14 protein-coding genes are annotated in these 15,247 nt (G+C 56.6%); 11 read left to right on the top strand and 3 right to left on the bottom strand.

What is annotated here, in order from left to right:
* Positions 1 to 105 precede the first annotated feature (105 nt).
* From gspE to gorA, 11 genes are all read left to right on the top strand, one after another.
* Positions 106 to 1,614 (top strand): type II secretion system ATPase GspE, encoded by a 1,509-nt coding sequence (gspE, locus tag B3M52_RS05450; RefSeq protein ID WP_036207103.1) that lies wholly within the window; start codon positions 106 to 108, stop codon positions 1,612 to 1,614.
* Positions 1,615 to 1,618: 4 nt separating this feature from the next.
* Positions 1,619 to 2,830 carry a type II secretion system inner membrane protein GspF gene (gene gspF / locus B3M52_RS05445; protein WP_036207105.1) on the top strand — a complete coding sequence of 404 codons (1,212 nt, stop codon included), beginning with the start codon at positions 1,619 to 1,621 and terminating at the stop codon, positions 2,828 to 2,830.
* 64 nt (positions 2,831 to 2,894) lie between these two features.
* On the top strand, positions 2,895 to 3,332 hold the full coding sequence (gene gspG, locus B3M52_RS05440) for a type II secretion system major pseudopilin GspG (RefSeq protein WP_164732128.1): 438 nt from the start codon (positions 2,895 to 2,897) through the stop codon (positions 3,330 to 3,332).
* Positions 3,314 to 3,868 carry a type II secretion system minor pseudopilin GspH gene (gene gspH / locus B3M52_RS05435; protein ID WP_052479533.1) on the top strand — a complete coding sequence of 185 codons (555 nt, stop codon included), beginning with the start codon at positions 3,314 to 3,316 and terminating at the stop codon, positions 3,866 to 3,868. The genes gspG and gspH overlap by 19 nt, the downstream gene beginning before the upstream one ends.
* Positions 3,865 to 4,239, top strand: a complete 375-nt coding sequence (gspI, locus tag B3M52_RS05430) for a type II secretion system minor pseudopilin GspI (RefSeq protein ID WP_036207111.1) — start codon at positions 3,865 to 3,867, stop codon at positions 4,237 to 4,239. The genes gspH and gspI overlap by 4 nt, the downstream gene beginning before the upstream one ends.
* Positions 4,239 to 5,039: a type II secretion system minor pseudopilin GspJ gene (gene gspJ / locus B3M52_RS05425; protein ID WP_286749068.1), complete on the top strand. Its 801-nt coding sequence runs from the start codon at positions 4,239 to 4,241 to the stop codon at positions 5,037 to 5,039. Before gspI ends, gspJ begins: the two co-directional genes overlap by 1 nt.
* The gene (gspK, locus tag B3M52_RS05420) at positions 5,032 to 6,045 is read left to right on the top strand and encodes a type II secretion system minor pseudopilin GspK (RefSeq protein WP_164732127.1); all 1,014 of its coding nucleotides are present in this window, start codon (positions 5,032 to 5,034) and stop codon (positions 6,043 to 6,045) included. The genes gspJ and gspK overlap by 8 nt, the downstream gene beginning before the upstream one ends.
* A 77-nt stretch (positions 6,046 to 6,122) precedes the next feature.
* Positions 6,123 to 7,427 (top strand): type II secretion system protein GspL, encoded by a 1,305-nt coding sequence (gene gspL / locus B3M52_RS05415; protein WP_085680762.1) that lies wholly within the window; start codon positions 6,123 to 6,125, stop codon positions 7,425 to 7,427.
* A gap of 4 nt (positions 7,428 to 7,431) precedes the next feature.
* Positions 7,432 to 7,962 carry a type II secretion system protein GspM gene (gene gspM, locus B3M52_RS05410; protein ID WP_085680760.1) on the top strand — a complete coding sequence of 177 codons (531 nt, stop codon included), beginning with the start codon at positions 7,432 to 7,434 and terminating at the stop codon, positions 7,960 to 7,962.
* 22 nt (positions 7,963 to 7,984) lie between these two features.
* Entirely contained in the window at positions 7,985 to 8,650 is a 666-nt protein-coding gene (locus B3M52_RS05405; RefSeq protein WP_041334903.1) for a GNAT family N-acetyltransferase, read from the top strand.
* 33 nt (positions 8,651 to 8,683) lie between these two features.
* Positions 8,684 to 10,045, top strand: coding sequence for a glutathione-disulfide reductase (gene gorA, locus B3M52_RS05400; protein ID WP_036207121.1), 1,362 nt, complete (start codon positions 8,684 to 8,686; stop codon positions 10,043 to 10,045).
* Between the two features lie 19 nt (positions 10,046 to 10,064).
* Here gorA and B3M52_RS05395 read toward each other — a convergent pair whose 3' ends face one another.
* From B3M52_RS05395 to B3M52_RS05385, 3 genes are read right to left on the bottom strand one after another with little or no spacing between them, the layout of a single operon-like run.
* Positions 10,065 to 12,008 (bottom strand): ATP-binding protein, encoded by a 1,944-nt coding sequence (locus B3M52_RS05395; RefSeq protein WP_036207124.1) that lies wholly within the window; start codon positions 12,006 to 12,008, stop codon positions 10,065 to 10,067.
* Positions 12,001 to 12,987 carry an ABC transporter substrate-binding protein gene (locus B3M52_RS05390; RefSeq protein WP_286749066.1) on the bottom strand — a complete coding sequence of 329 codons (987 nt, stop codon included), beginning with the start codon at positions 12,985 to 12,987 and terminating at the stop codon, positions 12,001 to 12,003. Before B3M52_RS05390 ends, B3M52_RS05395 begins: the two co-directional genes overlap by 8 nt.
* A 35-nt stretch (positions 12,988 to 13,022) precedes the next feature.
* The gene (locus B3M52_RS05385; protein WP_286749065.1) at positions 13,023 to 15,218 is read right to left on the bottom strand and encodes a TonB-dependent receptor plug domain-containing protein; all 2,196 of its coding nucleotides are present in this window, start codon (positions 15,216 to 15,218) and stop codon (positions 13,023 to 13,025) included.
* Between the last annotated feature and the right edge of the window lie 29 nt (positions 15,219 to 15,247).

Genomic DNA, 15,247 nt, shown 5'->3' with positions numbered 1-15,247 from the left:
TTATTCAGCGGTTCCATATCCTATGGTAGCCTTTCTGAATTAATTGAATAGAAAGGGATTCCGGAACTTTTTTCTTCCCGCCCCGGCAACAAAACGAGGACGACCGTGGACACAGACACAGAACTTCAGCCGCAGGATGCTCCGCTGGGCCGTCTACCTTTCACGTTCGCCAAACGCAACGGTGTGATTCTGACACGTGACGACGATGGCGACCCTGTAATCCTGGTACGGCCCGGGGCGGGTCACTCAGCGCTGGCGGAAGCCAACCGCATCAGCGGGGGGCGTGCAAGGTTTTCTCCCATTGATCCGGCCCGGTTCGACGCCGCGCTGAACGCCGCCTACCAGAATGATTCCGCCGAAGCCATGCAGATGGTGGAAGGTATTGGCGATGATATGGACCTGGCGTCGCTGGCGGATTCGGTGCCCGAAACCGAAGATCTGCTGGAGCAGGAAGACGACGCCCCGATCATTCGGCTTATCAACGCCATTCTTACCGAGGCGGTCAAAACCAGCGCCTCTGATGTTCATATTGAAACCTACGAAACACGACTTGTGGTTCGCTTCCGGGTGGATGGTGTTCTGCGGGAAGTGGTACAGCCCAAGCGAGCGCTGGCGCCCTTGCTGGTGTCGCGGATCAAGGTTATGGCCAAGCTGGACATCGCGGAGAAACGGGTGCCACAGGATGGTCGTATCGCCCTGCGGGTTGCCGGACGTGAAGTCGACATTCGTGTGTCCACCATGCCGTCATCCAGCGGTGAACGGGTGGTATTGCGTCTTCTGGACAAGCAGGCCGGGAGCATTCGCCTGGAATCCCTTGGTATGGCGGGCGGCGATCTTAAAATACTGCGCCGGCTGATCTATCGGCCCTATGGCATCCTGCTGGTAACCGGTCCCACCGGTTCCGGTAAATCCACAACATTGTATGCGTCGCTGCAGGAAATCAATGATCGCAGCCGGAACATACTGACCGTTGAGGACCCGATCGAGTACAACCTGCCTGGTATCGGCCAGACCCAGGTCAACACCAAGGTGGATATGACCTTCGCCCGTGGGCTCCGGGCCATTCTGCGTCAGGACCCGGATGTGGTCATGATCGGTGAAATCCGTGACCTGGAAACGGCGGAAATCGCTGTTCAGGCCAGTTTGACCGGGCACCTGGTGTTGTCGACTCTCCACACCAACACCGCCGTGGGTGCGATTACCCGCTTGATGGACATGGGCATTGAGCCGTTCCTGATTTCTTCCAGTCTGGTGGGCATCGTGGCCCAGCGATTGGTGCGCGTGCTCTGCAAGGACTGTTGTGAACCCTACACACCGAGCGAAGAGCATTGCGAATTCCTGCAGCAGGACCCGGCCAATCCGCCGACGATTCATCGCGCCAAGGGCTGCGAACACTGCAACCAGTTGGGGTATCGGGGCCGTATTGGTATCTACGAGGTGGTCGAGGTCAACGAGGAGATCAGCTCATTGATCCATAAGCGGGCAGGGGAGCTGGATCTCGAACACGAAGCCAGACTTCATGGCCCGAGCATCCATGCCGATGGCGTCCAGAAAATCCTGGATGGGGTGACCACGGTTGAAGAGGTCCTTCGCGTGACCCACCGGAGCAGGTAACTCCATGCCAGCATTCGATTACAAGGCACTCGACAGTCGCGGCAAACAGAAACAGGGCGTTGTCGAGGCCGATGCACCAAGGGCGGTTCGCCAGCAATTACGGGAACGGGGCCTGACACCCCTGGCGGTGGAGCCGGCCTCGGAGAAACAGGCGCGGAGCAACCCACTGAGCAGCCGGGGCAGCCTGGCAACGGCGGACCTGGCTCTGGTGACCCGTCAGTTGGCGACGCTTATCCAGTCCGGCATCCCCATTGAACAGGCGCTTTCGGCGGCCGCCCAGCAGTCTTCCAAGCCTCGTATTCGCAGCATGCTGATTGCCATACGCGCCAAGGTCATGGAGGGGTACAGCCTGGCGGACAGCCTGGGTGAATTCCCACGGGCATTTCCACGGCTCTATCGCTCCACCGTGGCTGCGGGTGAACACGCCGGGCACCTGGATTTGGTGCTCAACCGGCTGGCGGACTATACCGAGGCCCGGCAGGAGGCCCGTCAGAAAATCCAGTTGGCGGCCATTTACCCAATCATTCTCAGCGTTGTGGCCATTGCCATTGTGGTGTTCCTGTTGACCTATGTTGTGCCGGACATCATCGAGGTGTTTGTAAAGCAGGGGCAGGAGCTTCCGGCGCTGACGGCCGCCATGCTGGCAGTCTCTGATTTTCTGGGCAACTACGGTATCTATCTGCTGATACTGATCATTATGGCACTGGTTGTTTTCCGGTGGTCATTGAAGAAACCCTCGTTCCGGCTCCGCTTCCATAAAAGCCTGCTGAACATGCCGCTGTTTTCAGGCATGGTTCGCGGTGTCAACACCGCACGCTATGCCAGTACACTGAGCATTCTGACCACCAGCGGTGTACCGTTGGTGGAAGCCATGCGTATTGCCGGTGAGGTGCTCTCAAATGACCACCTGCGTCAGGAGCTGCGGGATGCAGCAAGAAAGGTGAGTGAAGGCGGTTCCCTTCATCGCTCGCTGGACCAGACGGGGTACTTTCCACCGATGATGCTGCACATGATCGCCAGCGGTGAAGCCAGCGGCGAGCTGGACAGCATGCTGGAGCGGACTGCGACGATGCAGGAGAACACCCTGCAATCCAAGATTGCCGCCATCGTGGGCCTGTTCGAGCCGATGATGCTGCTGTTGATGGGCGTGGTTGTGTTGATTATCGTGCTGGCAATCATGCTTCCGATCCTGAATATGAGCAACCTGGTTGGTTAGGCCAGGACCGGCAGGCCAACCCCATTTCCAAACCCAGAGATAGGGACAGATGAAGAGCGAAACAATGAAACATCAAATGGCACAACGGGGTTTTACCCTGATCGAAATCATGGTGGTCATGGTTATTCTGGGCTTGCTGGTAGCCATTGTGGCTCCCAACATCATGGGGCGAAGTGACCAGGCCCGCGTGACCGTCGCCGAAACCCAGATGAGCAACATCGCTAACGCGTTGGACCTCTACCGCCTTGATAACAGCCATTACCCGTCAACCCAGCAGGGCCTTGAGGCATTGGTGTCCAAGCCCAGTGGCAGCCCCGAGCCGCGGAACTGGAATCCGGAAGGGTACCTGAACAGCGTTCCCGAAGATCCCTGGGGTGCACCATACCAGTATGTGAACCCAGGCACGGAAGGCCCTTATGATCTCTACTCGTACGGTGCCGATGGCCGAGAGGGCGGTGACGGTGATAACGCCGACATCAGCGTATGGAAGGTCAGGGACTGATAGTGCTCTCCAGGACGCGACAGTCGGGCTTCACACTGATCGAAATACTCGTTGTCTTGGTGGTGGTTGGGCTGCTCGCGGCGCTTGCGGTTATGTCGATGGGTGGTAGCTCGCGTGATCGCGAGATGGAAAATGAAGTACGCGAGCTCTACCTGCTGATGCAGACCGCCTCGGAGCAGGCGATACTGAACAATACTGAACTGGGCCTGATCCTCGAGGAAGACAGCTATCGTTTCGTCGCCTGGGAAGAGTTGAGTGGCGAATGGAAACAGCCAGCCGAGCGGATGTTCCGGACACGGAGTTTTCCGGAATGGATCACGGCGACTGAATACATCGAAAGCGATACCCCACGCCTGGCGTCTGACGAAGATGAACTGAGGCCGGATGTGGTGTTTTTCTCCAGCGGCGAAACCACGCCCTTTGAGATTGAGTTCCTTGTTGGCCGCGATGATTCCCGGATGCATACCATTGCGTCTGATGGCGTCTCTCCCTTGGAATGGCGCCATCCCGGAAGCGAGGAGGTCGAGGAAGAATGAAGGGCCAGCGCGGTTTCACACTGATTGAGGTCCTGGTGGCTCTGCTGGTTTTCGGCCTGATTGCCACCGCAGCCGCTGAGGTGGGTAGTCAGTATATTTCCAGCTATGAGCGGATTCGGGACAAAACACTGGCTGGCTGGGTGGCGGACAATCGCATCAACGAAATCCGGCTTCAGGAAAACCTGCCCTCTATTTCAGAGAACTCGGAAGACATCGAATACGGCTCGTATCAATGGCAGGTAACCACTGCTGTCCTTGCCACCGAAGACCCGTCCATTCTCCGTGTTGAGGTCACCGTGGCTCAGTATCGCGGCAACAGACCTGAGCCCGCCCCGATCCACACGCTGTCTGCGTTTATTGGTGAGAACTGATGTCGGCCCCCATGATCATTGCTCAACACAGGTCGCGTCCCTCCGCCCAAGCTGGCTTTACCCTGATGGAAGTGCTGATCGCGGTTACCATCACCGCTGTTATCGGCCTAGGGGTATGGCAGGTGTTGGGCAGTGTGGTCTCGTCCAGGGACCGGGTCAACGAAGTCGCGGAACAGTTTGATAATATTCAACGCACCATGCTCTTGCTGGAGCGGGACATTACCCAGGTGGTGAACCGGTCCGCCCGTGACATTTACGGCGATTTCCGTCCTGCTCTGACCAGCCGTGAGGAAGAGTTTTCATTGATTCTCACCCGCCAGGGCTGGCGCAACCCACTGGGCACTCGCCGCAGCAGTCTGCAGCGGGTGGGCTGGGAATACACCGGGGATGAATTGCGCCGGCGGTACTGGGTAACCGTCGACAGGGGGCAGGAAGACAACAGCCAGGACCTTCTTCTGCTCTCGAACGTCACTGAGTTCACGGTTCGTTTTCTCGATGATCAGCGAAACTGGCGGGATGAATGGCCTGATGAAGAGAGTATGGCCAATATGACACCGGGTACGCGCCCCGATATTCCCTTACCGCTGGGTATTGAGGTCACCATTGAGCATGAACGTTTTGGAGAGCTGGTAAGAACCTTCACGCTTCCTGATTTTGACAACGACGTTGCCCAGGGTGTGGTGAATAGCGTCAACGATGCCGCAGACGATCAGGACGATGATCAACAACAGGATCAGGATCAGAATCCAAACCCAAACCCTGGCCAGGACTCATCGGGGACAGGAGTGACGGGTGGCTAAACATCCATTCATTGGTAGGCACGGTGGTCGCCAGAGTGGCGTTGCACTGATCATGGTGCTCCTCGCCATGGCGCTGGTGGTCATGCTGGCAACAGGCATGACACAGCAGCAGAGCGTGCGGGTATTCCGAGCCAGCCACTACCTTGCCCAGCAGCAGGGGCACAGCGTGGCCCTGGGTGCGGAAGCCTTTGCCCGCCAGATTCTGGTGCGCGACTTTGAGGACGACAAGGAGAACAACCTCATGGTCGACAGCCTGGACGAATTCTGGGCAAAGAATGCCGCCATCCTCCCGCTGGACGACAACGGCGTGGCGGAGGTCCAGATTGATGATCTCGGTGGCAGGATCAACCTCAACGACCTGGTAAGCGCCAACGGGCAGGTCGACCCCATTGTTCGTGATCGAATCGCCCGTTTGCTCCAGGTGCTCGAAATCACCACGGTCAATGTCGATGCGCTGGTGGATTGGATCGACCCGAACGACCAGACCGTCAGCGCGTATGGGGCCGAGGACGGTCAGTACCTTTCTGCGGATCCGGCCTACCGGGCCGGCAATCAACCCTTTGTTGATGTTTCTGAGCTTCGCATGATTGATGGTATGACCGAGGAAGCTTATCGGGCACTGAGACCACACGTAACGGCGTTACCGGTGACGGGGTTGGGCATCAACGTCAACACCGCGACGGCACCAGTGCTCAGGTCTCTCCATGAGGAACTGACACAGGCTCAGGCAGACGCTATTCTGGAAAGACGCACGGAAGAGCGCTTCGAGAATGTACAGGACTTCCTGGCAATAGATGAATTTGCGGGGAGGGGGATGAAACCCACGGGCCTCGGTCTGCAAACCCGTTTTTTTGAAGTAGTATCGCGGATTACCTACGATAACCGGGTTGCCAACCTGGTCAGCACGGTTTATCGAAGCCCGGAAGGCGAGATGCAAACCGTGTCTCGTGACACCGGGCAAAAGAATCGTATTACCAAGGAACCGTTCACGATCTCCGGGGAATAGGGAAGTCCGGAGCCGGAAAACCGTTACAAAAAGAACCGATAACCCCCAGAGGGTTTCGAAAAAGGAAACTGTTCAGAATGTCATATCGCCTCTACGTCAGGCCACGGCCACCGTTCGCGGACCTCGACGCCAACCCGGAAGCCCAGTTGTACAATTGGGTGCTGGTGGATGCCAGTGGAGATGCCCAGGCCCGGGGAACCGCGGATTCACGAGACACCATCGAGCAGACTCTGACCCAGAACGATCTTGAGAATGTGCTGTTGGTGGGTCTCATTCCCGGCGACGAGGCGCTCTTCTGCGTAGCGGACATTCCCGCCAAACAAACGCGATTTGTTCATCAGGCGCTCCCTTACGCGGTTGAGGAGCAGGTTGCCCAGGACATCGAAAGTGTTCATCTGGCCCTGGGTAACCGCACGGAGAAAGGTTTTCGGGTGGCGGCCATAGACCACGGGCAAATGGCCGAATGGGTGGTGATGTTCAGTGGTTGGAATCATCTTAAGCTGGATGCGATCTACCCGGATTCAAGCTTGCTGCCGTTGACTGAAGGCGGCTGGTCGGTGTGCTTGGATGGCGATTCCGCCATGCTTTCCAGTGATCAGGGGGAGTGGCTCAGTGTTCATGCGCGAAATCTCGCGATGTTTGCGCAGACGCTGGCGCTTCCACCGTCTGATGAGGTGGTCGCCGAGGTGCCGGTGACCGTTTACGGCACTGAGCAGGAATTTGAGCACCAGCAGGCGGACCTGAGCGAGCTGAAATCGTCAGGGCGCCTGGTAGTTCGCGAGGAAACGCTGGAACTGATGCCACTGGAACTGCTGGCACACTCCCACCATCATCACCTTTGCCAACCGATCAACCTGTGCCAGGGGGCCTACAGCATCCGCACGGGCAAATCGAGTGCGCTGGGCGCATGGAAACCGCTGGTTGCCGTGGCCTGCGTATGGTTTGTGATCCAGATTGGCGTGGAAGTCGGCATGGGATTCTACTACCAGCAGCAAGCCGATGATATCCAGGAGCAGGCGATGGCAGTTTATCGTGAGGCTTTCCCGGGAGACGCCAGGACCCATTCCGGTAACGTGCGCCGGGTTGTTGAGGGACAGTTGCGTCAACTTCAGGCGGAAGGGCCAAACGCCGGTTTTCTCACGTTGATGAAGTACACGGGTGAACAGTACTCGAAGATTCCCGATTCACGCGCTGTCACCTTCAATTCGGTGAACTACAGCCAGAATCGCGGGGAACTTGTGGTCGATGTGCGTGCAGACAGCTATGACAAGCTCAGCACCCTGAGAAATGGCCTGACCAGTCGCGGATTGGAAGCGAAGATCGGCTCGGTGGTTAATGAATCCAATGGCGCCCGCGGGCGTCTGACGGTTTCCGGAGGATAATGGCATGTTAAACAGGATCAAGGAGCAGCCAGCCGTCGGAAAGCTCATCGCCCAGTATGACCAGTTGCCTCGCAGGGACCAGCAGGCTCTGTCTGTTCTTGCGGTGGCCGTTCTCCTCGGCATTCTCTACTTCGGAGTCTGGCGCCCTGCCACGGGTTTTCACAACGAAGCTGTCGAGTCTAGGGAGCGTGCCACTGAACTCTTGGCGTGGCTTGAGGCTAATCGTCAGTCATTGGAGCGTCTGTCCAGTGCCAACTCGTCTTCGGGGGACGCAGGTTCTGATACGCCGGTAGACGGTAGAGCACTTATGGCGCTGGTGACGCGCAGTGCCAGCGAATCAGGCCTTTCGCTTCAGCGCTTCGAGCCCAGTGGTGAGAACGCCATTCGCGTCTGGCTCGAGGGTGCACCGTTCACCGAGGTGGCCAACTGGTTGGAACGTCTGAACACTAGCCACGGTGTTCAGATAGATCAAGCGTCCATGGACCGACAGAACGATCCAGGGATCGTATCCGTACGTCTGACGTTAACGATTTGAGGCAGATACTGGAGAACATGTGATGAGTGACGGCACACAGAACAAGAATAGCCAGGAGCCAGTCATTGTTCGACTCGATGGAAGTGCCCGAAATGAGGCGATTTCCATATTAGTCCATGCGTATCGGGATGAACCGACGTTCCAGTACCTGTTTGATCATCGTCGGCCTGGCTATCAGCAGCGCGTGCGGGCCACGGTGCGGGAACTGATTGATCTCTATTTTGGTCTGAATCAGGATGCGGTGGGTGTGCTGGTGAACGATACACTTGTTGCCGTTGCCTTCATTGGCGAGCCGGAGCTCCGGCTGAACCTCGCGGAGCAGCTTAGCTGGCGCATTCGCATGGTTCTGACAGCCGGGTTTGCCTCTACCCGTCGTTACCTGGATTACCATGAGAAAATTCGGGAAATGCTACCCCAGCCTCTGGCTCACCAGTTGCCATTGATGGGAGTGAATCCGAACTATCAGAACAAGGGGTATGGGCGACTGCTGTTATCCACGGTTGAGAAGCTCTGTGCGGAAAATCCCCGGGGAAGCGGGCTTGTCCTGGATACAGGCAACAGCCGCTACCTTCCGTTCTACGAGTCCGAAGGGTTCCGGAGCCTTGGCACCATTCGCCTGGGAAGCTTTGAGGATCACATACTATTCCGTGAGGTCCGCCCCGACGAACAGGCGGCGGTCTCCGGTTGAACGAACAGATTGTCGAAAAAGACAGGAGACGCTGTGTCTGACAGACAGGATTTTGATCTTATTGTTGTGGGTGCCGGTTCCGGTGGTGTCAGGCTGGCACGCATGTCCGCGGCCAAGGGCGCTCGTGTGGCTGTGGTGGAATCGCGCTATCTTGGTGGAACCTGTGTGAATGTTGGCTGCGTCCCCAAGAAACTGTTTGTCTATGGTTCCCACGCGGGTGAAGACATCGAGGACGCTGCGGGCTATGGCTGGAACGTGCCAGGAGATCAGGTCAGTTTTGACTGGACCAGGCTGGTTGCCAACAAAAACGCCGAAATCGAACGTCTTAACGGTATCTATGGGCGCATGCTTGCCAATGCCGGCGTTACGGTTATCGAAGGCACCGCGACACTGACCGATGCTCACACGGTGGTAGTGGGAGAGCGGTCCTATACCGCGAAGCATATCACTATTGCCACCGGCAGTTGGCCCGTGGTCCCGGATGTGCCAGGCAAGGAATGTGTTCTTACCTCGAACGAGATGTTCTATCTGCCGCAACTGCCGAGGCAGGCAGTGGTCTGGGGTGGTGGCTACATAGCGGTGGAGTTTGCCGGTATTCTTGCCGGGCTTGGCGTCGAGACAACACTTCTCTATCGCGGTGATCTGTTCCTTCGGGGCTTCGATGACGACGTTCGTGAGTTTACCGCTCAGGAAATGCGGAAAAAGGGCGTGGACCTGCGCTTTGGCGTCAATATCGAATCCATCGAGAGCGAGGACACTCACTACAACGTCAACCTGACCGATGGCTCCCGGCTGAATACCGGTCTTGTGATGGCGGCGACCGGGCGCCGTGCGTTGGTGGACGGCCTGGGACTTGAGGCGCTTGGGGTTCAGCTCAGTGCCTCGGGCCATGTGGTTGTGGACGATCACTTTCAGTCCGCCGTACCCTCGATTACAGCTCTTGGCGATGTTATCGGCACCCCGCAACTGACGCCGGTGGCGCTTGCCCAAGGCATGGTACTGTCCCGCCGACTGTTCGGAGACGGCCAGGGCGAGATGGACTATACCTGCATTCCTACGGCGGTCTTCTGCCAGCCCAATATCGGAACGGTCGGCCTGACGGAAGCAGAGGCGAGGGAAGCCGGGCATAAGCTCCGTATCTACCAGTCGGAGTTTAAACCGATGAAACATACCTTGAGTGGGCGGGATGAGCGGTCACTGATGAAACTGGTGGTGGATGCTGACACTGACCGGGTGCTGGGTGCTCACATGGTTGGGCCCGATGCCGGAGAAATAACCCAGGGGATAGCGGTTGCCCTGAAAGCTGGCGCGACCAAAGCGCAGTTCGACAGCACTATTGGTATTCATCCGACCTCCGCTGAAGAGTTCGTCACCATGCGCGAGCCCGTCGCGTAATCTTGCTAAAAGCCGCTGGTTACACCCGTATCCAGCGGCTGAGTACCGTTCTCAGGTTTTCTTTTCTCACTGGCTTGGCGAGGTAATCGTTCATGCCTGCCTCTCGACAGCTGGTCTCGGTTCCCGGAAGGGCGTCCGCTGTCAGTGCGATAATGGGAGTTCCGCCCTGGCCGTTGCTCTTTTCCCATTCCCGGATGCAGCGGGTGGTTTCATAGCCGTCCATCACCGGCATCTGGCAATCCATCAGGATAACGTCGTAGCCGGAGTGATTGGTTCGAACCAGTTCCAGTGCCTCCTCACCATTGGCTGCAGCGTCTGTCTCAAAGCCCAGCCGCCGGAGCAGGGCAGTGGCGACCCTTTGGTTCACCATGTTGTCCTCCACCACAAGAGCACGGGCTTGCTCGCCTCCGGTTTTGATGGGGCCCTGATCTGCGGCCTCAACATGATCGACCCGGTTTGCCAATTCAAAGGGCAGCTCGAAGCGGAACTGCGACCCTTTCCCAATGTCGGTCTCGACTTTGACGTGACCGCCCATCAGCTCAACCAGTCTCTGGACCAGCGAAAGCCCCATGCCGGTTCCACCATAACTGCGTGAATCACCCGTATCGAGTTGCTCAAATGAGTTAAAGATGTCGTGAATCCGTTCGACAGGAATGCCGCAGCCGGAATCGCTGACGGTGCAGTTGAGCACCAGGCAGTTATCCTCAACAGAGAAAAAGTTTGCCTGTACTTTGATGAAGCCGTCGCCTGTGAATTTGATGGCATTATCGATAAGACCCGCCAGGATCTGGCGCAGGCGTGGTGAGTCTCCCAGCACAAGCAGGCGATCCGGCCAGTCTCCGATAAACTTGGTGGACAGCGCCAAACCTTGCTGCTCGGCGACATGACGGTAGCTGGCGGTGCAGTTGGTGATGAGTTCTTTCAGGTCAAACTCGCGGTTATCCAGTTCCAGCGTACCCCGGTCAATATGGGAATAGTCCAGGATGTCATTGATGACCGTCAGCAAGTCCTCAGTGGACTGCCGCGCCGTTTGGAGATAGTCCTTTTGCCGAGCACTCAGGGCCTCGTCGGTCACAAGTTCGATCATTCCCAGAACACCATTGAGCGGTGTGCGTAACTCATGGCTCATGGTGGCAAGAAATTCGGATTTGGCTCGATTCGCCATCTCCGCGCGTTCCCGGGCTTTTTCAGAAGAAGCCAGGGTTTCGTCCCGGGATGCCTTAAGGTTCCTCAGATGCCTGGAGAGAGCATTGAGGCTTTCCTCCAGTTCCCGGGTTTCGCGGGTGGCGCCGGCAAGGCCGACCTCAACTTCCTCGTATTCCCGATTGGTCAGTTTTGCAACTCGGCGGGACAGGCCATGGATCGGTGAGACGATACTGTTCAGCGAGTGTTTGACGATTAGTAGCGTAAACAGCAGCAGTGAAAATCCAACCGCCAGTGATGTCCAGAGTATATCCTGCCGGCGTGCTGCGAGTTGGGCTTTGTTGACGCCCACCTGAACAGTACCGACGCGAAGCGCTCCTGACCCGAATCCGTAGTTGGGCTCAAACCATTCGGTCTGGCGATCCTCCCCCAGATCGAGCGGTTGCTGCAGTATCTCAGATTCGAAGACGTCGAAGGTTTCCTCGGCACTGATATTGCCCGGGTCGTCCGTGGACACAAAGCCAACCTCTTCGCCCACCACGTTGGAGACGCGTATCCATTGGGCGCGGCTGCGCCGCAGCGATTGCGACAGTATCTGTTCCAGGGACGCCGTGTTCCCCGAAACGACGGCGTATTCAACCGCCGGCGCCAGGCTGTCAGCCAGCATCTGACTGCTGTCAGCCAGGTCCTTGCGGGCGTCATCAAGCCGAGCAGACGTAAAGAACACCATCAATACGATAAACATGACGATCGCTGGTGCGGCACCCAGTAGCAGAAGCTTCCGCGTGAGGGAGACTGGCCTGCCCATACGCTTACTCATCAGACGCCTCCTCAGAACCGGCTAACCGCTCGCTAATAGAGTTGATGATCTCCTGACGGTCGGGCAGCGGAATGTTCAGGGAACGCGCAACCTGGTCGTTGAGCTCAATCCTGAAGACATCGGGATAGGCGGGCGGGGGGAACTGACCATCGCGGCGGTATTGTTCTATGTAATTCGCTGCCAGTTTGGCAATCTCGGTTAAAGGGGTATAGGTAGACGCCAGCGATCCCGCTTTGACATAAGCCTGACTCGGGCCGATGACAATCCGGTTACGACGATAGGCCGTCAACAAGATGTGCTTGATGGTTCGGGGGTTGTATATACCACTGTCCGGTGCGGCGAGAATAAAGTCACCGTAGTTCAGCGCGTGAATGAGTGTTGGTATCAGGTCGTTGTCGGAACTGACGACAAATACTCGCGCCCGGAGCCCATAAGCTGGAAGTTCATCAACCAGGGACTCGTAGAGTTCGACGGTCTCGGGACGGGCAAGCATCGCCACCCGGGTGGCATGAGGCAGGATCTCCTTTCCAGCGACGGCCTGCCTGATTAATGGGGGGTTGTACAATATGCCTGAAACCGAACCTTCAGAGCGTCCCGCATATCCACTGATAAACGATTGATCCACAAGCAAAGCCAGGATAGGCACATCACGATTCTCTTGCCGAACTCGAGTAAAGGCTTCTGGCCCGAGCGTAATAACGGGCGTGGTTTTGTCCTGAGACGTCTGGCCGCTGCTGAAGGAGCGAATGTTGACGGTGCTGCCCAGCGCCTCCCTAAGAAGGGTGATCATGCGGCGGTTCAGAGCGGAGTTCTCGGAACCGGCCAGATACACCTGGGAACCCGACGAGGATTGCGCGTAAACAGGCTGAAAAGGCACAGACAACACGAAAAGCAGGAACAGTACGGCACCGCCCAGGGCGCGCCGACTGGCATGGCCGCCTGATTCTTTCCCCATTTTGGTGTTGTACGTTGGTTTCATACCGTCCAGGGTCGGGTATCGTCCGTGTGATGCCTTTAGAATCTTACGCCGACTTCAGCGAAGAACTGGTTATGATCCCTGATGATGTTATCAGGACTCAGATCCGTCGTGTCCTTATCCAGATAGTGTTGCATGGTAACGGCAAACTCATAGCTGTAGCCGGTTTTGAAAATGTGCCTTGCCAGCCTCAGGTCCAGACGTTCGAACTGTGAACGCCGGAATTCATCCGCAAAATAGAATGCCGCCGATGAGGTCAGGTTGAAAGGCAGATCCTGTATCCACGCAAAACTTCCTGAATGCCTGACTGACAAACGCCCCAACAGGTCAATGGCATATTGTTTGTCACCGGCATCACGATCATTGGCGCCGGTATAGCGGCCGTCCTGATCCAGATAAGCATAGCTCATCCTCAGTTTTGTATCGGGAAAGTCCAGTGACGCCTCTACTTCAAAGCCTTTCTGATCGAGTGCGACATTGTTGTCGATGGTCCAGTCTTCTTCATTGATGATACCGCTGATCATGTCCCGAAGCTTGTCGTTGAAATAGCGAACTTCCAGTGACAAGGTGGAACTGTCCAGATAGTACTGGCCAAAATAGCTTATTTCCCGGGAGATTATGTGCTCTTCTTCAAGTGTTTTACCATACGTCGACGTGGCGGGGTCGACCAGATTCGCGACCAGGAATCGTTGCCCTTCAAGAAACGTGTACGGTGGCTGAACATTCCTGGGACGATAGGACCAGTCCGGATTCTGTTCGAACGCATCCGGTGTGCGTACTGCCTCGGAGTAGACAAATCGGAGCGTGTGGTTGTTGGCCAGGATGAAGTTGGCCGCCACCCTGGGTGAAAAGTAGCCTTCGTCCGTGGTGGTGGTTTTTTCCCAGTTGCCGCCGGCGTTCAGGGTGAGCCAACGTAAAGGCGAGTACTCAAGGTTCGCAAAAACCTGTGACTGGTAGTTGTTACCGCGGCCATTGAAATAGGTCTCTGATCGATAGGTATCCTTACGATAACCAAGACCCGATACCAACTTCAGATCCCGGTTGAACAACAGGGTATCCTGGATTTCGAACTCCAGGCGGGATTCCTCAATGTCTTCATTCAAATTTGCCCTGAAAGGGTCTACTTCGTTGGCAGTGCAGGGTTCGAGATCAAAGCTGTTTCCCTGAAGAATATTGTTAAAGGTATCCCCGGGAATGCATATGCTCCAGCGCTGCCGCCGATCATAGTTCTGGAAGCTGGCCTGAACATGATAGAAATGGTTTTCGGAGGTCGTCACGTTCAGGCGGGTTTGTAGATAGTAGTCGTCGACGATGATGTCAGGATGGTCATCGGCGCCGAGCTTACCGTTCTTGATCTGGTCCTCCTCATTGACGCCATCCACCACACCGCCGCGCAGGTCCAAACTGTATTGGCTGTTCAGGAACAAACTGCTGTCGTAGTTAAAGGTGTTGATGTCATAGCCATCATGGAAAGGGTAGTAGATGTCGTCGTCTACTTGCTCGTCAAAACCGTCAGATTTGCGTTTCTCGTAGGCCAGTCGCCAGTTATAGTCACCTGAGACGTTGCCGGCGGAACCAAACACCCGTTTATAGCCTCTGGAACCGGTAATGGCGCGGGTTTCAACGCCGGCCGTATCCTCGGGCGCGCGGGTGATGATATTGATGGTTCCGAGGAAGGCATTGATGCCATACGCGGCGCTGTTTGGGCCGCGGCTGACCTCGATTCGTTCTATCAGCTCCAGGGGAACCGGCATGGTATTCCAGTCCATGTCGGACAGGTTAGGGCGGTATGACGTACGGCCATCGACCTGAACCTGCAATCGGCGCTGCTCATAATGTACAGTACCGTGGTAACTGGTCACCGGGTTGTTGCTCCCAACCTCGGCTACCGTCATGCCAGGGACCAGGCGAAATACTTCAACCAGGTTCATGATGCCGAGATCCCGGATCATTTCGCCGGTGATGATGGTGGTCGTGCCGGGCACACGTGACTTCGGTTGCCTGAGACGGGTTGTGGTCAGTACCTCTGGAATTCTGGAATCCATTTCAAAGGCTTCCGGTGAATCGCCAAGCGCTGCCAGCTCGAAAGTTTGCTCGTTGCTTTCCTCCGCTACCGCCGCTACCACCGGAACAACGGCGATGAACGTGCCCGCAAACACCGAGATCAGGCGACTGCGATACGCATTAGGGCGAACAAGCCCCGGAATTTTAATGAGATAGGTCGTAACGGGCATGAGTGTCGTTTTATACTTTGCCGAGTGTG

The sequence above is a fragment of the Marinobacter sp. UBA2688 genome (genome assembly GCF_002352785.1).
Classification (GTDB): Bacteria; Pseudomonadota; Gammaproteobacteria; order Pseudomonadales; family Oleiphilaceae; genus Marinobacter; species Marinobacter salarius.
Note: the sequence above shows the minus strand (reverse complement) of the source record. Positions and strands in the feature narration are given on the sequence as shown.